This is a genomic window from Gardnerella pickettii (assembly GCF_029226345.1).
GTDB classification, from domain to species: domain Bacteria; phylum Actinomycetota; class Actinomycetes; order Actinomycetales; family Bifidobacteriaceae; genus Bifidobacterium; species Bifidobacterium piotii.
In genome coordinates, this window is sequence record NZ_JAKNCU010000001.1 from 833,912 (window position 1) to 855,542 (window position 21,631).

22 protein-coding genes are annotated in these 21,631 nt (G+C 34.8%); 4 read left to right on the forward strand and 18 right to left on the reverse strand.

From position 1 onward, the window contains the following. Positions 1-9: 9 nt before the first annotated feature. The 7 genes from MAF46_RS03245 to MAF46_RS03275 all read right to left on the reverse strand — a co-directional run bounded on the left by MAF46_RS03245 (position 10) and on the right by MAF46_RS03275 (position 7,385). A complete protein-coding gene (locus tag MAF46_RS03245) occupies positions 10-1,119 on the reverse strand; it encodes an ABC transporter ATP-binding protein (protein ID WP_060785479.1) in 1,110 nt (369 codons plus the stop codon). A gap of 571 nt (positions 1,120-1,690) precedes the next feature. Then, the gene (locus tag MAF46_RS03250) at positions 1,691-2,332 is read right to left on the reverse strand and encodes a P-loop NTPase family protein (protein WP_230953869.1); all 642 of its coding nucleotides are present in this window, start codon (positions 2,330-2,332) and stop codon (positions 1,691-1,693) included. An 8-nt stretch (positions 2,333-2,340) separates the two neighbouring features. Further along, positions 2,341-4,560, reverse strand: a complete 2,220-nt coding sequence (locus MAF46_RS03255; protein ID WP_230953870.1) for an ATP-binding cassette domain-containing protein — start codon at positions 4,558-4,560, stop codon at positions 2,341-2,343. Positions 4,561-4,660: 100 nt separating this feature from the next. Next, positions 4,661-5,095, reverse strand: a complete 435-nt coding sequence (locus MAF46_RS03260; protein WP_196485392.1) for a hypothetical protein — start codon at positions 5,093-5,095, stop codon at positions 4,661-4,663. 556 nt (positions 5,096-5,651) lie between these two features. Further along, positions 5,652-6,227, reverse strand: coding sequence for a hypothetical protein (locus MAF46_RS03265; RefSeq protein WP_060785480.1), 576 nt, complete (start codon positions 6,225-6,227; stop codon positions 5,652-5,654). A gap of 424 nt (positions 6,228-6,651) precedes the next feature. Continuing rightward, on the reverse strand, positions 6,652-6,948 hold the full coding sequence (locus tag MAF46_RS03270) for a type II toxin-antitoxin system RelB/DinJ family antitoxin (RefSeq protein WP_004132047.1): 297 nt from the start codon (positions 6,946-6,948) through the stop codon (positions 6,652-6,654). 197 nt (positions 6,949-7,145) lie between these two features. Next, positions 7,146-7,385 carry a restriction endonuclease gene (locus tag MAF46_RS03275; RefSeq protein WP_004132045.1) on the reverse strand — a complete coding sequence of 80 codons (240 nt, stop codon included), beginning with the start codon at positions 7,383-7,385 and terminating at the stop codon, positions 7,146-7,148. A gap of 249 nt (positions 7,386-7,634) precedes the next feature. Between MAF46_RS03275 and MAF46_RS03280 the strand changes: the two genes are divergently transcribed. Next, positions 7,635-8,045, forward strand: coding sequence for a hypothetical protein (locus MAF46_RS03280; protein WP_004132044.1), 411 nt, complete (start codon positions 7,635-7,637; stop codon positions 8,043-8,045). Positions 8,046-8,878: 833 nt separating this feature from the next. Here MAF46_RS03280 and MAF46_RS03285 read toward each other — a convergent pair. The 5 genes from MAF46_RS03285 to MAF46_RS03305 all read right to left on the reverse strand — a co-directional run bounded on the left by MAF46_RS03285 (position 8,879) and on the right by MAF46_RS03305 (position 13,536). Continuing rightward, positions 8,879-10,177, reverse strand: coding sequence for a hypothetical protein (locus tag MAF46_RS03285; protein ID WP_050566870.1), 1,299 nt, complete (start codon positions 10,175-10,177; stop codon positions 8,879-8,881). A gap of 415 nt (positions 10,178-10,592) precedes the next feature. Then, on the reverse strand, positions 10,593-10,889 hold the full coding sequence (locus MAF46_RS03290) for a type II toxin-antitoxin system RelB/DinJ family antitoxin (protein ID WP_032812850.1): 297 nt from the start codon (positions 10,887-10,889) through the stop codon (positions 10,593-10,595). Positions 10,890-11,366: 477 nt separating this feature from the next. Next, a complete protein-coding gene (locus MAF46_RS03295) occupies positions 11,367-11,804 on the reverse strand; it encodes a GNAT family N-acetyltransferase (RefSeq protein WP_004132038.1) in 438 nt (145 codons plus the stop codon). 229 nt (positions 11,805-12,033) lie between these two features. Then, positions 12,034-12,519: an NUDIX hydrolase gene (locus tag MAF46_RS03300; RefSeq protein ID WP_275883742.1), complete on the reverse strand. Its 486-nt coding sequence runs from the start codon at positions 12,517-12,519 to the stop codon at positions 12,034-12,036. Between the two features lie 405 nt (positions 12,520-12,924). Then, positions 12,925-13,536 (reverse strand): CadD family cadmium resistance transporter, encoded by a 612-nt coding sequence (locus MAF46_RS03305; protein ID WP_060785499.1) that lies wholly within the window; start codon positions 13,534-13,536, stop codon positions 12,925-12,927. 431 nt (positions 13,537-13,967) lie between these two features. Between MAF46_RS03305 and MAF46_RS03310 the strand changes: the two genes are divergently transcribed. Continuing rightward, positions 13,968-14,219: a type II toxin-antitoxin system Phd/YefM family antitoxin gene (locus MAF46_RS03310; RefSeq protein WP_060785498.1), complete on the forward strand. Its 252-nt coding sequence runs from the start codon at positions 13,968-13,970 to the stop codon at positions 14,217-14,219. A 380-nt stretch (positions 14,220-14,599) separates the two neighbouring features. Here the strand turns inward: MAF46_RS03310 and MAF46_RS03315 are convergent, their stop codons facing one another. Further along, on the reverse strand, positions 14,600-15,397 hold the full coding sequence (locus MAF46_RS03315) for an LEM-3-like GIY-YIG domain-containing protein (protein ID WP_196485393.1): 798 nt from the start codon (positions 15,395-15,397) through the stop codon (positions 14,600-14,602). A 318-nt stretch (positions 15,398-15,715) separates the two neighbouring features. On the opposite strand from MAF46_RS03315, the gene MAF46_RS03320 reads away from it, so the two are divergent. Continuing rightward, positions 15,716-15,991, forward strand: coding sequence for a type II toxin-antitoxin system RelB/DinJ family antitoxin (locus MAF46_RS03320; protein WP_004110960.1), 276 nt, complete (start codon positions 15,716-15,718; stop codon positions 15,989-15,991). A gap of 322 nt (positions 15,992-16,313) precedes the next feature. Here MAF46_RS03320 and MAF46_RS03325 read toward each other — a convergent pair whose 3' ends face one another. Next, the gene (locus tag MAF46_RS03325) at positions 16,314-16,553 is read right to left on the reverse strand and encodes a restriction endonuclease (RefSeq protein ID WP_004132045.1); all 240 of its coding nucleotides are present in this window, start codon (positions 16,551-16,553) and stop codon (positions 16,314-16,316) included. Positions 16,554-16,802: 249 nt separating this feature from the next. Here MAF46_RS03325 and MAF46_RS03330 point away from each other — a divergent pair, with 249 nt between their 5' ends. After that, positions 16,803-17,213: a hypothetical protein gene (locus MAF46_RS03330; RefSeq protein WP_275883743.1), complete on the forward strand. Its 411-nt coding sequence runs from the start codon at positions 16,803-16,805 to the stop codon at positions 17,211-17,213. Positions 17,214-17,382: 169 nt separating this feature from the next. On the opposite strand, the gene MAF46_RS03335 is transcribed toward MAF46_RS03330, so the two are convergent. The 4 genes from MAF46_RS03335 to MAF46_RS03350 all read right to left on the reverse strand — a co-directional run bounded on the left by MAF46_RS03335 (position 17,383) and on the right by MAF46_RS03350 (position 21,579). Continuing rightward, complete coding sequence (locus MAF46_RS03335) at positions 17,383-18,783, reverse strand: hypothetical protein (RefSeq protein WP_060785633.1); 1,401 nt, start codon at positions 18,781-18,783, stop codon at positions 17,383-17,385. Positions 18,784-18,984: 201 nt separating this feature from the next. Further along, positions 18,985-19,152 carry a recombinase family protein gene (locus MAF46_RS03340; RefSeq protein ID WP_004574620.1) on the reverse strand — a complete coding sequence of 56 codons (168 nt, stop codon included), beginning with the start codon at positions 19,150-19,152 and terminating at the stop codon, positions 18,985-18,987. Between the two features lie 553 nt (positions 19,153-19,705). After that, the gene (locus MAF46_RS03345; protein WP_060785651.1) at positions 19,706-21,184 is read right to left on the reverse strand and encodes an Lsa family ABC-F type ribosomal protection protein; all 1,479 of its coding nucleotides are present in this window, start codon (positions 21,182-21,184) and stop codon (positions 19,706-19,708) included. 110 nt (positions 21,185-21,294) lie between these two features. Beyond that, on the reverse strand, positions 21,295-21,579 hold the full coding sequence (locus MAF46_RS03350) for a hypothetical protein (RefSeq protein WP_004114737.1): 285 nt from the start codon (positions 21,577-21,579) through the stop codon (positions 21,295-21,297). Positions 21,580-21,631 lie beyond the last annotated feature (52 nt).

Consider the following 21,631-nt stretch of genomic DNA (forward strand, 5'->3'; position numbering starts at 1 on the left):
TTAAACCTCCTACTTACTTAATGGGAGTAAGGACGGCGAAGAAGACGGCGCAGCAGCAGAAGTAGAAGTAGAAGTATTTGATGCAGAAATATTATCATTTTGCACAATAGCAAGATACGTTTCTTCCAAACTTGCAGCGCGATCACCTAAACGCGTAATACCATCAACAGGAATTTTAATATTTCGTTCTTGAGATACTGTTTTACTCCACGCGATAGTAATATTTAACACTCCATGCGATTCAAAAACATCACACCACAACACTCCATCAAGTTTTTGCAATTCTTCCTTAACACTAGGAGTTCCACTTGATGCTTCACATTCATACGCGTACATTGTTACATGATCAATATGCTGCAAAGAAGCCAACTGCTGAACACTTCCCTGAGCAATAATATTACCGTGATTTATTACAGCAACAGTATCAGCTAATTTTTCAGCCTCACTCATCTCATGCGTAGTTAGTAAAATCGCTATTCCTTGATCTCGTAAAGCATGAATAATTTCACGTACTTTCCTAGCATTTTCAGGATCCAAACCAGTAGTAGGCTCATCTAAAAGCATAAGATCCGTTCTAGCAACCAGCGATCGAGCAATATGCAACCGCTGCCACATTCCCCTTGAAAAAGTTTGAACAGCATCATGAGCTTTATCAAGTAAATCAACTTGCTCAAGAGCATCGTGAATACGCTTTCCTTGCTCCCTATATGGAACAGCGGAAAGATCCGCAAAATAACGAAGATTATCTAATGCACTTAGCCTTTGATAAAATCCTCGTTCACCTCCAAGAAGTAACGACACGTGCTTACGTGCTTCTCGAGGATTACTCACAGCATCAATACTAGCAATACGAACACTACCACCATCAGGAGCTAACAACGTGCCAACAATTTTTACGGTAGTTGTTTTACCTGCACCATTAGGGCCAAGCAAGCAAAATATTTCACCAGAATGGATATCAAAAGATACGTTATGTAAAACTTGGCGAGTTGTCTTCTTACGACCTAATCCACGAGAATAAGATCTTGTTATATTATCAATACGCAATATTAAGTTGCTAGATGACTGCTTATTATTGTTATCGCGACTATCAGTTGCGTTTTCTATATTATTATTCATTATTATTGCTTCGTTCTTACTTGTTATTAAAGCTTAATTTTTACTGTTATTAAACCTTAATTCTTACTGTTATTGAATAAATTTCAACAATGAAAATCAGTTAGATAAAAAGATAACGCTTGCTTACAAGAACGATAAGAACGCGCAAAAACATGCAAAAAACGTGCAAAAACTATAGAAAAACCAACGCGCATGTGCAAACATAATGACAAAACATCATGCGCAATGCGTGTTTAATACTGCTAAAGAATATATATCTTAAGCTGTTTTATGTGCTTTTATATGCCTTTCAAACCGTTCTTAAGACTAGCGATCATTTGGGCAGTCATAGCGCAACACCTCATAAACTTAAATGTGCTTTACGTGGAAAATTATATATGTTTTGGTGAATTTAATCAAATAATTATACGTATTGAGTAATGCTGAGCATAAAACATGAAAAAGACACGCAGCAAAAGAATTGCTGCACACACTAAATATTTTGTTGGCTTTTGTGACTAGATGACATGTATTTCACACACCGCGCTTTCCAATCGTCCTCACGAACGCAACTCACAGTACTTTTGGGTTCTTAATATTCATCAAAATTAATTACCTTATCGAATACATCACAATTAGTTTGTGCGTGCAACACAACTACAAGCTTGTTATTCCTCGTTTTAGCACATCTGATAGCTTGCATGATTATTTCACGTTCACTACAACCATCAGCATCAGTTACACTTTTGAAAGTCTCATCCAACATAATAACAGTTCGTTGTTGAGAACCAATACACTTTGTGAGCGACGTAAAATCTGGAGCAACAATAGCACCGTCATCATCAAATAAATAATCTTCAATCAGCATACAATTCTGAGTATTGTTATGATCAAACCAATCTCGTAACAATACTGATTTACCAGCACCACTAGCGCCAATAATAGCAACCGAAGAAATACCACTATCAGCAATGGTATTACTAAGATTCTGGTATGCTAATTCATTCCTATTATACGCTTGCTGCTTACGCTCATAATTTCCCAAGCTGAAAACTCGTTGAGCAGTCTGGGTCAAAACTCCTGAATCTTGCAAAGTTTCAATCACATTTTCCAAGCTTGACGACAGCATTACCACAAAATACAACACAGCACTAGCAGAAGCAAAATTCATTGATGATGCTGTAAGCATATAAAGTATTGAAAATTCCAATATTAAAGAGAGACTTTGCATCATGCAATTTCTCACTGTGTAAATATTGATAAAACGACGCATACGCTGCCAATACTTATTTTCTGACGAAGCATAATGATACTTGCGCGAACTATCAAAATAGCACCTTGCGGTAAGCTTCGCGTTGATAATAACGACGATAATGCTCCTAAAAACTTATCGCGATATTGTGCTTGTTTATCCGCAGCCGTATTAAGTAATCGCGAACCTGCATACCATATGAGACAAGATAACGGCACCATAATAATCATTATGTATACGTACTGCGGTACTGCAGCAATTGTAATAGCAAGAACTATTACTGTTTGAACAATAATAAAAATAACGTGTGCAATAGCACTCGGAATACTCATCTGTAAGTCAGAAAAATCATCTCCAAGCCTACCTAAAACATCACCTTTATTATCAATATTTGAATACTTATGCAAACGCATAATCAAACGATTATGCAGCTTTGTAAGCCGCACAATTGGCACAGCATATACAGGAAAACTAAGAGCAATAATACCAATTACAATAAGCAAACTTGCAAACAATGCAGAAGACTTAAGCATATTTAAGCTGGTATTCGTAGCAATATTCTCTACAAACATTAACTCAGCAAGAACTATAAGTACCGTTGCTATCGGCAAACAAACAATACTAGCGGAGAACAATTCGCGCACAGTTCTAATGAACTTACCACGCGATTCTGCACCTGTAGGAATTTTCGATTCCACACAATCCGCTTGCATAGTTTTATCACTACAAGTATTCTGCAAATGATTTTCTTCAACCACACTATGCGTGACTTGCTTAGACTTATTACCATAAAACACGCAAGGAATATACTCCGGATTACGCGCGAATAAAACAATATGCCGAACTTGAGAACTTAGCATGGCTTGTGAAACTGTTTCTCGAAGCTCTGGATTTAACACAGAAAAAACGTCATCAAGCACCAAATATTCCACGTCTTGAGCAAACGCCATAGCCAGCACCACGCGTTGACGCTCACCAACAGATAACGTTTCAGGATTATGCAAAAACCTATCCGCAACCTCACGCGACACATTAAATAAACGCAAGAAGTTTTCATACTGCCGACGAGTATCATCGCTCGCAATATCAAACCAAGCTTCAATAAGCCCCTGCGACATAATAGGATTACAAGGCGCCAATATTTTACTACTGCTAACAATAGAATCATACGCATTCAACGCCGAGCCAGCTTCTTTAGACAAAAGAGCGAACTTATTATCAAACACAACAGAATCAGAAATATTAGTAGCATCCGCACGAGTATTATTCATAGCATTTTGCTCTAATTGCACTAAATCCTTGTCCATTGGAAGAGCAAGCCGAATCACGCGATAATTCACAATATTATTCTGCATGGCACCATACAAATATTTAATCGCAAAAAGAATTCCAACATTAAACAACGCATTTGGAAAAATAGTTACATGAACAAGAACAACACCAGCAAGCAGTAATGTCAACCCACCTTGCTCAACAATATTACTCAACAATTGAGGAAATATGCGCTTATAAAGCACTCTTTCTTCCGCTTTACGTGCATCTTCAATCGCAGTAATACCAACATTATAACGATACACTCTTGAAGCGTGAGGAAGTTTATCAATAATCTTACTGAGAAGATTACGACGTTTACCTTCTAAATCCACATATCTCTTCCACAATACGCCAATCCAACGTATAAGGAACAAATTACCAACACATAAGAGAACTAATAGTAAAACCGCTACAATACTATTCTCGTGATATTGAACAACACAGATAGCAAAAAGAATAATAAACTGCAATATTGATAACACAAAATCAACACCATAAGCTATCTGACTTATCTGATTTGGATATGTTAATGCCGAAGACTGCAATGTTTCATCATCATTATTCTGAACAGATAAACGCACAAAACGATGGAAAGTAAGCTGACGAAACAAAGCTATAAGAAGCATTTCACAACGATCTTTAGCAATAAAACCCAATGCTTGTAAGAAGAAGGATAACGCCAACTTAAACGCAACAAACCCTTCAAGCAGCGTCGAAGCAGAATGTAAAGATCCCATCGTATAAATAAGCAGCAACATTCCAGCAAGCTGTATCAAACCAGTAATAAAAACTGATAACACCTGCGGCATAAGAACTATAAAATATACTAAAGCACCTTTTGTATGTTGATGATTCGCAACGAACGAATCATAACGAGATACAACCCTATTTAACATATATCTCCAACATACATATTCATTCCAAACCCTCTAATCTACAAGTTTCATTAACTAATTCATCATCAGGGAAACGCTTCAAATTGAGTGCAAAATATTACTATTTCTTCTTATACCCTACAGCAACATTACCTGTTTTATTAAGTCCTGGTACTTTAAGAACATTAGAGCCTGGCTTGTCTTTTAAATCAAATTTTCCAACTAAAAATAAAGCTTTAAGTCCTGGACCAGGCAAATTAAACGATGAGTCAACTAATTTGATACGCTTACCGCCAAGAGTGACTTTAGACAAATCATAATGAGAATCAAGAATATCTCGTGACGCAAAGAGATACAACTCACCTTTATTCATATAGTTTTCTGGTATACGAAACTCTTCCCGAGACACCTCTACTGTTTCCCAATGATACGACGCAAGCTCCGCCTTCTCCTCATCGTCGGCACATCCCGCAAGAGAAAATAGACTACCTAGCAGCAGAAGCATAACAAGACAACTTTGAAAAATGGTTTTACAAAAAATAGTTTTACTTCTCATAACACCATTACCTTCCTCTTCGTTAACACGACTTTGTATCAAATGATTATAAAACAGATTATTAAGTAAACAAGATCTCCCATTCTCTCTGATTACTGTAATAATCTTAATAAATATTCTATTTTTTTTTATTAATTTGTCTATACTATCGACGCTAATCTCTTCACTTACTAGCAAACTATAATTTTTATAAACAGCAAGATTCGCAGAGCCAGAGGAACCAACATAATCGCGAGCATTTAATGCTTCCAACAATATTCCCTCATAAACGAAGCAATCACCTGCAAATCTTCACCCTCATAATACTCAACAAGCAACTTCTTAAACTCAGGAACCCTAGTTTCTGGAATAACCAACAAGCCCCTGCCATGAGAAATCAAACAGTGTAGGGAACTTTTTTACAATTTTTACACCGTTTTGTTCCCCAAAACATAGGCAACTAGAACACACAACAACACGACAGCAAAATAGCCTTAATGCTCATTGCAGAATGAAAGTTAATATTGGAAATATTGTAGGAGTGTAAACATCCAAGACAATTGCAAACAGAGAGTTGTTAATTTTTTTGTTCAATAATTTTATCGGTAAATGCCTTTAAAAATTCTTTAGAATTGCTCCATCCTGCACCATTGTTTACTTCAGAAAAATCGAACCCAGATATTTCGTCTAAAGCTTTACTACAAACCCATTCATACATTCCAGCCTCTTTGCTTTTATATATTATTAGGAACAATGGTTTCATTGCTTTTTTACCCAACAACAAAACACTAATATATTGTTTAGAATACATTACATCGTTATACCATTGTCCTGTCAGCCAATAGAATTTATCTTTGCGCCCCTTTTCACCAATCTCATCGCATAGATTTTGTAATTGTTTAGCCACATATGTTAGAACCTTTTCATCTATGTTTTTTACGAGCAAAGTTTCATCAACACCATTTTTACTTACCTCTTTCCAGTCAACATTTTCATTATTTTCTGAATTTCCTTCATTTCTTGCAGACTTTTGATTTTCTGTTTTTAGCTCTCTATTATTATTGCTAAAACTATTCTGATTCTTACAACCTGAAATAAGTGATATAAGACAAACTACCATAGTCAAAAAAGCATAATGCTTGATATGCTTCATTTATACCTCCACCTACAACTTAATCTTTACCTAATTGCAGTTACGATTATCATGTTCAATCTTCACTCTGTTATTCACTATCATCTGCACAATATTCATTCATCTCGTAGTACAAATCATCTTTGAGTCTAATAAAACTGACGGGATGTAAATTATGGACAAAGAATGTAAATCTGCAGCCTATAAAATAATTGTAACTAAAAATCATCCGATAATCTACAGGATTTTATTTACATACATAAACAGATGCGTGGCAAAATGAGTACACGCTTTAACGATAGAAGCGAGATATCGCAAAAGGTTTAATTGCCATTTACAACTTTCTCAATATCTCTTTTCCCATAAAGCACACGAGAAACCACAACTTCATACTTTTCTTCAAAAACAAAATAAAAAATAAGAAAATTATCACACGACACGAACCCTATGCCTTATGCAAAGATTCAAAAACCTTACTCGCAGGCTTCGCATCACCAGATAAAACCGACTTATAACCCTTTTCCAACTCATCATTCAACTCACCTTGAGTCATAGAACTCACATCACGCGGCTCTCTATAACCCAATTTCACATCAAAAGGAAGCCCCTGCTGTAAAACAACCTGCTTATAAAACATGGTAATAGCACTCAAAGGAAGAAGACCCAAAGAATTCAATATATGCTCTGCCTGCTCTTTTAACTTTGTATCAATACGAGTATACAAGTTAGCTGTTTTCGCCATATAATCACCCCTTGTTTCTTACAACGATTACATGACATTGCATTGGCATTGCAATGTCACTGCATTAACATCAGCATTAGCATCAGCATTTACACTTATACGTAATATTAAAAGCAAATTGCATTCAAAAACCGTAAGAAACCAGCTAATAAACTTAAAACATAACAAAATCAAGTCACAAAACTTACACAAAAACACTACTCATCTTGATATTCAAGCAAAGCATCAGTATCAATCGTTTTAATCTCAAACGTTTTTCTTGTTGAAACACAAAAATTATGCTTAATCATAAGATTTGCAAGCTTCACACCATCAACCAAAATAATATGATGATTGTCAGCGTAATCTTTAGCTTTCTGCGAAAACCTAGACGTTGTAACAAAAAGACCATGCCCTTGCTTACCAGCTAGCCGAAAACCACGCTTGATTAACACCATTCTTCTTTTTCAGTGCCTTATAATTCGGCCATATCCAACCCTCACCCCATTGGGATATGTTTTCACGATATGATACTCAATGCCGTATTTATCCAGTTCTTTAAGTCCTGTCTGCCAATGACCGCTAGATTTTAATCGGATATGATTATCCCAACTTTCTAAGTAAGATAAATTAACGTAAAATGAGTGAAAATAGTCCGTCTACGACAGTAGTCATCCACTTGACTATATAAATTTAAGGAGGTTGTAATGAAGAAATCTATGTATCAAGCTATACGATTATTCCTTTTTTCATTATTATTGCCTCTTTTAGGACTTATTATCAATTCTCTTAAATCACTCGATTGGGAAATTGTTTATGACTCACCCTTTTTACTCATTGTTATAGCTCATGCACTTGGTTTAACAAAAATTCTTCTTTACTCGATTGTTGTCAATCAAAAAACACTCGAAAACTTAGGAGTTTGTAAAACCATCGCTATCGCGCTTATCGCCCCTGCTATTGATTTATTGATATTACAAGAGTCTCCTCGGCAATTGGGTAGTAGCTGGACTTGCACGTACATTACATTTTTTATTACTCTTGAATGTATCCCAACTATAATTCCAATCATTGTTAAAGAGTTTTTACGAAGAAGAAACCAAAAGCATAAAGCCTAAAAATGCACCCACCTAATCCATACGTGACATCAATACTATAATATCTTTTACTTCCAAGATTAGCTATGAAATTAACCGTTTCTTGATGCCTTTATAACGTATATTATATCTGTGAACAACATCTCGTAAACGCACGTCTCTTCCTATTTAGAATTATTTCCATTTCGGAATTTAATCTAAATACATTATGAAGAATAGGCTCATGGAACTCAACGCTATTTAGAAATCTATCGCAAAAAAGTCTCTAACCTCACCCAAGCTAGCCGTGGACACTCTTTAGAATAAATACATCGCGTCCACTCCACTTAGGAGTTGCAAAACATGTACTTGTATGATGTCATCCATTTAATTAGTCTCGCTGTCTAGTCGGAGAATTGTTTTACTTGCTTGACTTAATAAGCACGACTATCCAAGCGATAAGAATCAGTTCCATTGCAATGGCTACTCCAAACAGATAGTATATAACTCCATAATAGCGAAAGCTACAATAACTGGAACCATTACGCTTGTTAGAATAGAAACTAGCTGCATTTGCTTACGACTGTTTGAACATTTACTCATTTAGATGCCTTCCTAGTAAGCTAGTGCATTTAGAATCACCAGGGTCTCAAGTGAACAATAAGATAATAATAATAATGCTAACGTCCACTGATGAAATTCAACTATTTGAAACTAACGGTGCTAAAGTACCTCTCTCACCAATTAACAAATTATCATAGTCGGCGTGAATGGCATTCTGAGTGACGGTGGCACCATTCATGTCAAGAGGACGAATACTGTCATACTTTTTGTTACAACGTACCTGTCACCTTATCATTCTTCTTTTTTCACATTCATTCTGCCTTACCCATTGGTAAGTAGTAGATTTTACCGTCTTTAGAAATCAATTGCACATCCTCGGCATACAGGTCAGAGGTGTCCTGCGGATGTTTAATGGATTTGACTGATGCTTGAGCCGTTATCATATCTACTGTTTTTTTGTTAATCGACCTAAAATTAAGGTCATCATCAAATAATCCAGGAATAAAATGGATGACGCGATCGATTCCATCTCTTTTACGCTTGATCTCATCTGTATCAATGCTTAAACGATTTACGGATGTCTGATGCCAGCCAGTCAATAATGCTTGAGTATCTTCCACCTGCTTTGTGTATGTCGGCAAAAGCGCTAGGCACTGCTTTCTTGAGACAGCCCCCAGATGAAGCGTATACCTCAAGTCGGAAATCTTATACAGCACATCAAGCAATGCTTTTTGGTATGTATACCAGTTTTGCGCTTCTTTTAATTCCTTTTCATAAGATGCATAATCCAGGTCATTTTTCTTTGTAAAGCCCGCCAAAGTTAAATTAACCTGACCAAGTAACTGAGTACATTCTTCTTCTAGATTATCGAGCTGCGCAATCTTTGACAGTCTCAATTCATCATTCTCAAGAATCTCTACTTGAAAGTCGGCAATTTTCTTAATATGAGCAACAAGTGAAAAAATCCGACTTCGAAATTCATTATCTTGGAAATCAGATATTTTTGAAATTCCATCACGGATTACTCCAAGCTCTGCATTTATCTGCGTCATGTAATACTGCCCAACAACAATTGATGCCAATCCCATGGCTACACCCACACTATTTGCTACTACATTTTTAGCTTTAACCGCTACAAGGTTTGCATGACCCTTGATTCCATTAGCACCAAAATAGAGTCCTCGAACCGCTCCTTCCATAGCCTTAGAATTGGTAAGTTTAGCACCAGCCGGGATTATAGCGCGATACAAAACCTCACTTCCCGCTTTTGCAGTTTGGACTGCATTGGAACCTGCTATACCAGCCTGCACCAATCCGGAAAACAAATTGCTCACACGCCCCAGAATTTTACTATCAGTTATCTCCACCAGCTCACTATCATCAGATATTGCTTCTGCCGGAAGCATTTCCATCTGAATGACAAGTTCATCGAGCTTTTGATCTGGCTGAGATAATTTACTTGTTTTCTTTACTATCATCGCACTATTATTCAAATCAGAGTTATTCTCGTCTTTGGGAATATTTGTTTTCTTTAGCCTATTAATTAGGAAAGCAGCAATCATTACCACTGCCACAATACATATGCCAACTACAACATACTCTATATTCAAAGTTCCTCCTTTTAACGTTCTATAATAGGAATAGTAAATTTTGCGAATAAATCAAGTCTCACTGATTTTGATATCTATCTCACAACCACAACTACCCGACATCTAACCCGACAACTCCATTTATTGACATCTATCTTGGCAACTCACCATCACACTTTTGGTTGGTTCTCCTTTGGATAAATTTCCGCAGAGTGTTTTGTCTGCCCGATTCCGAAGTCCCCCGATTGCCAGAAAACCGCAGCGTTACCGAGCTTTTGCGGCTATTTTCCTGTCACTCTCAACATGGATTAAGAGAACGCTATAGATACCATAGCATATGTTCATATTGGGAAATCTACTTTCATCAACACAAAAATAAACGTAATAATTTTTTACGCGTATTCTTCTAAAAACAAGTTTACACCACGGCTGCTAATCAACATTCAAGCTCTTCAAAAACACCATCTATCGGATAACTATCGCCACAAACCGCCTGATTATAACCTTTAGCCATCAACGCGTTAAACGTTTTCTCGTCCATATCATCTTGTGCTGGAAGTGACTTTGGAATAGTAAGAGAAAACGGAATACCCTTATTAAGAATGATTTGACGATAAAACATGTCAATAGCAGTAGCCCTAGGAACTCCAATAGTTTCCAAAATCTGCTCCGCCTGCTGCTTAATATTTTCTTGTATTCTCACATTCACATTCGCTGTTTTAGTAACTGTCATATCAATCAACCTCCATACACACATCATAAAATACTGTATCGCATATTGCAACACATTTGCACGAATAGGATTCCTCGACTGTCATACACGATTTTTATGTTCGCATTACTGCATCAGATAGCACAATCAAGCGCCGTGATGGTGGGAAGCACCACTTATTTTCTCGTTTGAGTTTGAACATAAAAATATCAGATAAAGGGAAGGAAATGAATTTACACCAAAGTGAGGGTTTGACCGATTCTTATCATCTTATCTCCTTTACTTTCTGTAACATATTTAATGAAACTAGCATTTTGTCGTGTATATATTAGTGAGAAGCATTTGAAATACTTTCTTAGCTTCTTAGTGAGTTTTCCCTATTTATTGATCGCAAAACATAGGGAAATTAAGCAAGAAAAAAGACGATAGATTTTTTCTTTTTTCTATCGTCTTACACATTTAGTATTTAATTTTTCAGTTCAACAAACTAGAATTGACTTATTCGAAAATTTTAATAAATCTCTTTTGCGTCTTATCACATACATATCCTATATTTTCATAGAATTTATGTGCTTCTGTTCTTGCTTCTGCTGAGTTTAACCTGATAAACTTAATTAATTTTTGTCGAGAATCCATTTCTAAATGATTCATCAATTTTTTTCCAATGCCTCTTCCTTGAAACTCTGGTAAGACAGCTAATCCTAGAATATTTAATCCACAATCTGAATAAAGACTCTCATACATTTCAGCATGTATAAATCCAACAACTTTACGTAAATCCTCATCCTCATAAACATAAATCACATGATGCTTTTTATCAGCTGATAGTTTTGTGATTTGATTCTCTACTAACTCTGTAGAAACAGTATATCCTAAAGAAATATCACATATTTCTCGTATAGATTGAGCATCTTCTTTTTTTATTTTTCTAATCATTTCATTACCTCCGCAACTTCAAATTTATCTAGCTCTATTATTTCAGATATACCCTCGACCATATAGTTATAACAGTAAATCTTACAATCTTGTAATTACCGTATTTCTATTAAGCTTAACCTTGCCTTTTCTCTTTATATATTCTTCAATATCAAACACATTCTTCTTGTCATAATCTTCTAAGAAATAATGTTTATGCAACGATCTCTTGCCATAATAGCGGGATTCATTAATATCTTTCATCTGAAATTATATGCTCTATTCCACTATGCTCCGATTTAAGATATTCTTTCATAAATGTCGGGTAAGCCTTGAACTTATCAAGCTCATCTATAGGTAACCAATGCATTGTCTCTTTAGCACCTGACTCTGTAGTACTATGGCTCGTAAAATCTCTTTTGCCCATGGACTTCATCAAGTAGTAGAATGTCAGCTCATGGAAGTCTACTCCATCTAAGCCGGAGCTACCGATGAATAAGTTCTCGTGTATGACAGCAAGGTGATCTACTTCGTAATTAAGACCTGTCTCTTCAAATACTTCTCTCTTAACGGCTTCTTCTGATGTCTCGCCCACGTGAACCGCTCCGCCAACTGAGTAGAAATAGTCGTCCTCATCATTTCCTGCAAATAGCACACAACCTTCTTCGACTATGATGGCTGCTGCTCTATATCTAAATGCTTTTTCATCGTTAATAAATCCGCAATTATGTTCCATAGTTTACTCCTTCATTTTTTATCTAATGACTGTGACTTATGGTTCAAATGCAAACAAGTTCCCAATCTGAATTGAAAATCAAAGTGATTGATACATTTGTATATCACATTGTGCACAAGCAACAGTCATTGAACTTATTACACTCGACCCTAGAGCGTTGATATCTTCCCTCATACAGCCAAACTGCGCTCAAAAACCACAAGAACTCAGCCTAAAGCCGTCGCATACTAAACCTTTTAACGATAACCCTCGCAAACCCCTGCTACATAAAGGACTAAAATGCACCCACCTAATCAGCCTCCTGCATCTTATAGCACGGTGAAGCGCCGTGACGGTGGGAAGCACCACTTATTTTCTCGTTTGAGTTTGAACATAAAAATAGCAGATAAAGGGAAGGAAATGAATTTACACCACTTTTAGGACTTGACCTATTAAATAATTAATAGTTCCATTTTCAATCAATATATAGAGACCGAGTCCAATAAACACGACTGGTACAATTATTTTTTCGTACTTTTCCACAGTCTCTCCGATAGCAGAAATTGAGGCGAGATTTTGAGATAATTTGCATAGAATCAAAATCCCTAAGGCAAATATTACTAAACTTATACCAATCTCAATCAAACTCTTTCCTGTAAAATAGGGGATATAAATTCCTAAATTATCTCCACCCATTGCCACTGTTAAACTTGTAAATGCTAAGATTTTTGATCCATCTCCGGTAATTTTCCCCTCGATATCTTCTTCATCAATATCTTCATCCACAAAAATTGCTCTTATACCAAGACCTAGCGGAATTAGACCAAGGAGTCCGATAATCCAATCTTGTGGAATAAAATTTAAAAAGTAAGCGGCAATAAGACTAGCCAGTACAAGCAGTCCTGTACCTAAATACTGCCCTACATAAATTGATTTCAAACCTTTCTTTCCTTGACTAGCGAATAAAATAGTCAAAACAATTAAGTAGTCAATGGATGTAGAAACAAAAACTAATAAAGCGGATACTATTGTTTCCATTATTTCTCCTTTCAAAATGTTTAATGTTTATAGCCAATCAAAATTGACTGCACACACATTGTGCCTCGGCAGTTACCAATGTAGACATTTTAAGAAATAACTTCACAATTTTCCCACCTTTCCTTGAAATATTACTTGTGAAATTTACTTAAACTATATGATTTTGTCAAATATGCTGATAGATATCCACGCAAACTGTGAAGATTGAAAATATATAAAATTAGATAGACCAAACATTATTCATCTAAATAAAGCCATTGTTTTCAAAAGTCTTATAGTCTATTATTTTATTTTCTTGACAACAAACAAATTGATTCTAAATGGATTGAGAGGACGGGTAGTATAGCTACACTTTTTGAGTGCCAAGCCACTAATATAATTGTAATCTTGATAATATTATGATACTTTTTTGATAAAAGGAGGTTGATACTATGATTAATATTCGTCCAGTTTCCGATTTAAGAAATAAATTCCCAGAAGTAGAAGAAACAGTTATAAATTCAAATACACCGGTATTCCTTACAAAAAACGGTTATGGAACTATGGTTCTCATGAGCATCAAACAATACTCTGCTCTCACTGACGACGTTGAAAGAAAACTCGACGAAGCAGACGCTTTTGCCGCAAATACTTCTACGCGTCTTTCTAAAGACGACGTCTTTGATAGCGCAAGGAGTAATTAATCAAAAAACACAAGAACACCACTACTACAGGATTAGCGTACGCAACTTTTCTGTTTTTTACGTTGTCATCGACGACACTATGGAAGTGCGCAGACTTCTATATTCAAAACGAAATATTGACGTACTACTGGAATAACTATTCCTAATAACTATCGTTATTGTGCTAGCGGTTATTGAAAAACCTATTGTTAAAAGGTTTAAGATTGGCTTAATAGCTTGATTTTGGGCGATATCCATTCTATTAACACCATACCCATGCGATATCAACTTGTTGTCTGGAAGCCGTGATGTTCTAATAATGGGCGTAAAAATTTCAAGTTCAACTTCAAAACAAACGCACTTTCTAATAAATCATTTCCTACAATAAACTATAATTTATCTCACTTCTGCGGATTTAGGTATGTAATCGGATTCTGCGCCGACTGATTCAATTTCAATCTGATTATAGATTTCCCTAGATAAAAAGCTTCATTTTCATCAAGTGTAAATCCTTGTTCATATCTATCATCCACAAAAAATAATCTATTCGCCTTTTTTGGCTCAAGAATGATATCCTGCCTTGGAAGTCTGTCCTTTGCCTCTTTGCAAACAAACCACTTTGACGGCTTATATACCGCCACAATCAAAGAATTGTATACACCAAAAACATATTCAACGGTTTTTACTTTTTCTTTTGATACTCTCCAGATACCACGAACAGCATCATACAATACATTCTCATCCATGCATCTCCGATAAAGCCTATTTATTTTTATAACAAGAATTCTGTGCTTTATGTCTTTTTCTTCAAGTTCGACCGCGCCATTTATTCTTTCGTATTCATCAACCGATAATGCCTCTGCAGAATGATGCCCAGCAACAATATTAGTGAGGCCTGTGTCACTGACGTAATTAAATGCATTGATTAAAGACGCCTCTGACGCAAACGCCTCTTCTTCAGTAAGGTTTGAATTAATGATAATCTTTTCAACTTCAAGTCCAGCAGCCTTAATTTCTGATATTGTCTTAAGTTTCAGGTTCTCACTTTCAGAACTAACCAGGATTTTTTTCTCGTGTTCAAATACTCTGTTTCCTGCGCCTTTTCCAATATAGAAGATTCGTTTACTACGTGGATCGATAAGTCCATACACATAATAATCTCCAAGTGAAAGAAGACTTTTCTCTGAAAATCTATCCATCGTTTTCTCCTAATGAGCAGTTTCCCATTATTCGTATACAACTGAAATACGACTTAACAAGATCCAATACAATCATCTTCATCTGTTGATATAGCATAACTCTACATCCGTTTTTCTCTGAAATATTAAAGTCAATCAGCGTTTTTATCATAAAAATCAACAAATTGCATGATGTACTTCAAATTGTAATTTCCCATTGCAATTTTTTACTCTTTTAACATTAACACTAATCATTGAGTGCAAAATATTACTATTCCCTCTTTATGCTTGACAACGTATACTGATTGTATCATAATCATTTTAAAAGGAGCTAATATTATGGCAACAAGTCCTACTCAAATTCGTATCGATAGTAATGTCAAAACAGAAGCAAATGAACTGTTTAGCGAACTCGGCATCGATATGTCAAGTGCCGTAAACATCTTCTTACGCCAATGCGTTTTGCATGGAGGACTTCCTTTTAAAGTAGAAATCCCAAAGTTCAATACTGAAACACTGGCGGCCATGCAAGAAGCCAAAAGAATTTCCAGAGACCCTAACGTACCATCGTATTCTTCTATGGAAGACCTTAAGAAAGCGCTGTTGCAAGACTGATGTACAACGTTAAGTTCACGAATGCTGATATTCTCACCCTCACACTTATCGATACTGGTAGCCACGCAGACCTCTTCAACCTGTAATCGTAAAAAATGTACGATTAACCAATATCCACAACCAAAGCCAAAAGTAAAACAAAAAACAAACCAAGATTTTTCACCGCACACATCGCTTATAAGTGAAATTTAATGGCAAAATCGATAATTTATAATTTATAATTTATAACTGATAAAATAGCAAATTCATATCTAAAATCTCAAAAAACTCAGTAACAAACTCAAAATCAACAAAATCAAGTCACAAAACTTACACAAAAACACTACTCATCTTGATATTCAAGCAAAGCATCAGTATCAATCGTTTTAATCTCAAACGTTTTTCTTGTTGAAACACAAAAATTATGCTTAATCATAAGATTTGCAAGCTTCACACCATCAACCAAAATAATATGATGATTGTCAGCGTAATCTTTAGCTTTCTGCGAAAACCTAGACGTTGTAACAAAAAGACCATGCCCTTGCTTACCAGCTAGCCGAAAACCACGCTTGATTAACACCATTCTTCTTTTTCAGTGCCTTATAATTCGGCCATATCCAACCCTCACCCCATTGGGATATGTTTTCACGATATGATACTCAATGCCGTATTTATCCAGTTCTTTAAGTCCTGTCTGCCAATGACCGCTAGATTTTAATCGGATATGATTATCCCAACTTTCTAAGTAAGATAAATTAACGTAAAATGAGTGAAAATAGTCCGTCTACGACAGTAGTCATCTGCTTGGCTATATAAATTTAAGGAGGTTGTAATGAAGAAATCTGTGTATCAAGCTATACGATTATTCCTTTTTTCATTATTATTGCCTCTTTTAGGACTAATCCTTAACTCACTTAGATTGTTTAATCCAGAAATTGTTTATGACTCACCTGTTTTATTTATCGGTATAGCTCACGTATTTGGTTTAACAACGCTTGTCCTTTACTCAATCGTTGTCAATCAAAAAACACTCGAAAACTTAGGAGTTTGTAAAACCATTGCCATAGCGCTTATCGCACCAGCCATTGATTTATTGATATTACAAGAGTCTCCTCAACAATTGGGTAGTAGCTGGATTTACTTATACATTACGTATTTCTTAACCACTGAATGTATTCCAACTATAATTCCAATCATTGTTAAAGAGTTTTTACGAAGAAGAAACAAAAAGCATAAAGCCTAAAAATGCACCCACCTAATCAGCCTTTGACATCAATACGACAGTCTCCACGTGTGTCGGGTTATAACTATGGATTGAATTTGATATGTTGTGTAGGTGGTTTAGATGCCACAAATTACTGATACTATTTTCCTACATTTAAACTCATCATTTACACAACTTAAACATGTTGCTATTTTATTAACGCATTCACATTATTTATAAATTGATTCATGTTTTCCACAGCAATTTTTATTAATTCAGTTCTTTTATAATAACAATCTTCAAATACATAATATACTTTATTATCAATAACTTCTAATTTTATTCTACCATGTGCTATTGCATTTCTTATCTTATGTAGAATATATATAGTGTTTCCAAACTTTTCATCCCTACTTCTAATCGTACCATCTGATATTTTCTTTTTAACAAACAATGCCATTTGTGAACTATCATATTCAAAGTCATCTACGTTTAAAACAGAATATTTTATCGATTCTAGGTCAGTATCTTCCAACCTCAATGAAAAATTAATAATATATATAATTTTAAAGAACCATCGGAATTCTATCCATGAATCACTGTCTTCTTTTAATTCATCAATACTTTTCAATATTCGATCGATCATCTTAGCTTTTTTTGAATCTATAGCAATTTTATAATCTATGATTCTATCATTCAACTGAATTAGGTGAGTTAAAAAATTTGAAAATTCGGTTTCTATATCATAGATGCTTTTGACAAAATATCCTAGCTCATTCTTTGTAATATCTTTACCTAGATATTTATGTAACATTTCACAATACTTCGTTAATTCTTTTTCTGTAATTTCCGTTTTAGTAATTTCAAAGCAATCCTCATTATTAACTAAAAATTCTTTTAAAGCTTGAAATTCTCCACTCGAAAAGACCTTATTATTCATAGGATGTAGCTGATTATCAAGAGTATATTTTCGCTTTCCTTTATATTTAACTTCCATAAAATATGGAATTTCTTCACTTAATTTAATATAGGTATGTTTGTAGGCAATAGATTTTGTCATTTGATTTAAGTATAGTTTTCCTATTAATTCATGACAAAGTGGTTCTATAACCAATCCCTTGCTTTTTAAAATCCCCTTATCTTTATTGAATGCAAAATAATATGGAATTGGGCCGTTCTCTCCATAACTCATAAAACATCCGTACTGCATATGTGCAAATGAATTTCTTAAAATTTTTCTACTATCCCATAATGACTTAGGTTTATATTTTAATTCTGATTCATTAAATTCATAATAAAACGTGTCATCAACAGTTATTTTAAATCTGTCTTCAATTTCTTTAATCGTTTCTCCATATTTATTCTTAATACTAGCAATATAATTTTTAGAATCAAAAGTATCTTTTAAATAATCTTTTTCTAATTTTTCTTTGTTAAACAACATCACACAAGAATCTAAAAAAATTCGAAATCTGAATAAATCTACTAAATTCATATCTATTTTGTTTGTGCAAATATCCTGCTTAATTTTATCGATATCAAAATTATATTTATAATAATTCTCATATTTTTTTATTTGTATCACATTATTCAAAAGATAATTAGTCAAAATTTGTACCCCCCTCCGACCAACTTTTAATTTGTTATATATTATACATGCTCATCACTTATACTATACAAAAAAGAGAGACACAGAACTATGTAAAGAAGGCAATCCTACATAGGTCTATGACTCTCTTACTTTTTAATATTGATAACTTGCCCTGTTTTCAGCTTTAACTCTAAACTAGCATCTTTCGCTTGTACTTCATCAACTAGCATCCATCGTATGGATGTTTTCCTTTTCAAAGTAAATAGCAACTTGTTTAGCCTTTAGCTCACGAGCGTATTGTAAGCAATCTAAAGTATTTCTGGCAAAGCGTGAAATAGATTTAGCAATCACTAGATCTATATACCTTGCTTTACACTCTTCAATCATTCGATTAAACTCTCACCGATTCTTCATGTTAGTCCCAGAAATACCTTCATCTGCATAAATATCTACTAAGTATATAGAATTAATTAGTAACATCCATATGCTGTCCCTTTCACGGGAATTCTGCAGCAAAAACTAGGACTTTTTTGGACTTCTATTGTAATTACTTTTATAGTTACTTTTGAATAAACCACACCGGGTGCAAGTGGGTGCACTTTTTAACGTTAACATCCTGTGCACTCGACCCTAGAGCGTCGACATGTTTCCCCATACAGACAAAATACGTTCAAAAATCGCAAGAACTCAGCCTAAAGCCGCCACTCACTAAACCTTTTAACGATAGCCCTTGCTAAACCCTGCTGCATAAGGGCAAAAATGCACCCACCTATTAAGCCTTTGACATCAATACGACACTCTCGACGTATCAAAACTACCCTGATGATAACCATGCATCAAGAAAAGAGCCTTAACGTTCGTTGCAGGAAAGAAGCTGACAAGGGGAATGTCGTATGATGATAAAAGTCTAAGGCACTACAAACTGGGATTTGGATTTTACTTAAAATTGTATTATTTTATTAGCGATATCTTCTACAAATCGCTTATCGTGTTCCACAAATATGAGTGTAGGCTTTGCTTCTTTTATAATTTCCTCAATCTGTATTCTTGATATTACATCTATATAATTCAGTGGTTCATCCCAAACAAATATATGAGCTGGCTTTGAGAAACTTACAGCAATTAAAACTTTCTTTTTTTGTCCATCACTATAATTCTTCATATCCATTTCAAATAATTCTCTTGAAAAATCTAATTTTCTTAGAATTGTTTTACACAATGTTTCATCAACATCTTGCTTGTGAATATATTCATTTAGGCTACCTGTTAAATTAGATGTGTCTTGAGGAATATACGAGATTTTTAAATTACCTGCTAATTTTATCTCACCTGTATACTCGTGATTTATACCTAATAAAATTTTAATCAAGGTTGATTTTCCGCTACCATTACCCCCATATATAGCCACTATGTCGCCTTGCTTTATCTCAAAACTTACATTACTTAGGATCTGTCTTTCTCCATAGTATGCTGATAAATTGCTAACCGATATTAGGGGATTTTTGTGATGATGTAGCGGATGCAGTAATAGGCTTTCCTTTATTTCGATATCTTTTAGTAAACTCTGTTTTTCTTCTATTGCCTTGTTTTGTCTATTCTCCAAATTCTTAGATTTTTTCATCATCTTGGCTGATTGATGACCTATATGTCCTTTGTCTGGTTTTACACCTGATACTTTCACACCATTTTTAGTATTTTCAATTTTATCAGACCAAATTTGACTTTGTCTTGCAGCCTCTTTTAATCGTTTAATATCTTTTCTTAATCTCTCATTTTGACTAATTTCAAATTGGTCTTTCATCACTTTGTTTTCATACCATGATGTAAAATTTCCCGATTGGACATCAATAGAATTCCTGTTAATAGAAATAACATGATTGATACAACCATCTAAAAAATCTCTATCATGAGAAATGAGCAAAAATCCTTTTTTACTTTTCAGATATTCACTTACAATTTTTCTTCCGTTCATATCTAAATGGTTTGTTGGTTCATCAATAAGTAAAAAGCCATCTCCTCTTGTAAACAAAATAGCTAAAAGGATTTTTGTTTGTTCTCCTTTAGAAAGCGTTTCAAACTCTCTGTAAACAAGGTTCTCATCTACATTTAGCAAACTGAGTTCTCTAAATAATTTCCATTCTTCATCATCTGATATTAGTTCTTTATATAACTCAATTCCTAATTTTGAAGTATCGCTTATATTTGGTGGAAATTTAATAAATTCAACATCCTTGCTTATTTTACCTTGATAAGTTTCTTGATTTAAAAGTAACTTAAATAGAGTTGATTTACCGATTCCATTTCTTCCTATCAATCCCGTTTTCCAGTTTGTATCAAAGGAAAACGATACATTTTTAAATATGGGTTTTACATATCCATAATATGAGAAAGTGAGGTTTTCAATTTTAATTACTGACATAAAACGCCTCCCTAAACTTATCATTTACCGCCATGGGTGCAAAGTGGGTGCACCTTTTAACGTTTAGTTTTTCCTGTATTACTACGCTTATCACTGCTTTGCTTTTTCAGTTATTTCAATTCTCGATTAGGCAATTTTCCAGTTCTCAAAGCGACAGTAACAAACTCAACCTCTTGCAAGCACTTCTCGCAAAGTTCATAACCTTCATTGAAGTTCACTCTTGACCTAAATGTGCTAGCAATGAATTCGCATGGTGAGGTGATCCTTTCAACTACACCGCACCGTTCGCACTCAGCATACACATTCCCATCCTTAATCGGAATAAACATTCCATGATCTTTCTCATTTCCCATGACGCTAACATCTTCGAAATCATCAAATTTTACATAGAGCATATACGGCTTCCTCCTTTATCGGTATGTCTATATACGCTCTAATTCCAACTTA

Bases quoted from the DNA above. Each gene is read 5' to 3' on its own strand.
- MAF46_RS03270 (WP_004132047.1), bottom strand. From the start codon at position 6,948: ATGGCGAAAACAGCTAACTTGTATACTCGTATTGATACAAAGTTAAAA.
- MAF46_RS03320 (WP_004110960.1), top strand. From the start codon at position 15,716: ATGGCAACAAGTCCTACTCAAATTCGTATCGATAGTAATGTCAAAACA.
- MAF46_RS03325 (WP_004132045.1), bottom strand. From the start codon at position 16,553: ATGGTGTTAATCAAGCGTGGTTTTCGGCTAGCTGGTAAGCAAGGGCAT.
- MAF46_RS03275 (WP_004132045.1), bottom strand. From the start codon at position 7,385: ATGGTGTTAATCAAGCGTGGTTTTCGGCTAGCTGGTAAGCAAGGGCAT.
- MAF46_RS03265 (WP_060785480.1), bottom strand. From the start codon at position 6,227: ATGAAGCATATCAAGCATTATGCTTTTTTGACTATGGTAGTTTGTCTT.
- MAF46_RS03290 (WP_032812850.1), bottom strand. From the start codon at position 10,889: ATGACAGTTACTAAAACAGCGAATGTGAATGTGAGAATACAAGAAAAT.
- MAF46_RS03300 (WP_275883742.1), bottom strand. From the start codon at position 12,519: ATGGAACATAATTGCGGATTTATTAACGATGAAAAAGCATTTAGATAT.
- MAF46_RS03295 (WP_004132038.1), bottom strand. From the start codon at position 11,804: ATGATTAGAAAAATAAAAAAAGAAGATGCTCAATCTATACGAGAAATA.
- MAF46_RS03280 (WP_004132044.1), top strand. From the start codon at position 7,635: ATGAAGAAATCTATGTATCAAGCTATACGATTATTCCTTTTTTCATTA.
- MAF46_RS03310 (WP_060785498.1), top strand. From the start codon at position 13,968: ATGATTAATATTCGTCCAGTTTCCGATTTAAGAAATAAATTCCCAGAA.
- MAF46_RS03345 (WP_060785651.1), bottom strand. From the start codon at position 21,184: ATGTCAGTAATTAAAATTGAAAACCTCACTTTCTCATATTATGGATAT.
- MAF46_RS03315 (WP_196485393.1), bottom strand. From the start codon at position 15,397: ATGGATAGATTTTCAGAGAAAAGTCTTCTTTCACTTGGAGATTATTAT.
- MAF46_RS03250 (WP_230953869.1), bottom strand. From the start codon at position 2,332: ATGATGCAAAGTCTCTCTTTAATATTGGAATTTTCAATACTTTATATG.
- MAF46_RS03340 (WP_004574620.1), bottom strand. From the start codon at position 19,152: ATGATTGAAGAGTGTAAAGCAAGGTATATAGATCTAGTGATTGCTAAA.
- MAF46_RS03330 (WP_275883743.1), top strand. From the start codon at position 16,803: ATGAAGAAATCTGTGTATCAAGCTATACGATTATTCCTTTTTTCATTA.
- MAF46_RS03350 (WP_004114737.1), bottom strand. From the start codon at position 21,579: ATGCTCTATGTAAAATTTGATGATTTCGAAGATGTTAGCGTCATGGGA.
- MAF46_RS03305 (WP_060785499.1), bottom strand. From the start codon at position 13,536: ATGGAAACAATAGTATCCGCTTTATTAGTTTTTGTTTCTACATCCATT.
- MAF46_RS03260 (WP_196485392.1), bottom strand. From the start codon at position 5,095: ATGAGAAGTAAAACTATTTTTTGTAAAACCATTTTTCAAAGTTGTCTT.
- MAF46_RS03245 (WP_060785479.1), bottom strand. From the start codon at position 1,119: ATGAATAATAATATAGAAAACGCAACTGATAGTCGCGATAACAATAAT.
- MAF46_RS03255 (WP_230953870.1), bottom strand. From the start codon at position 4,560: ATGTTAAATAGGGTTGTATCTCGTTATGATTCGTTCGTTGCGAATCAT.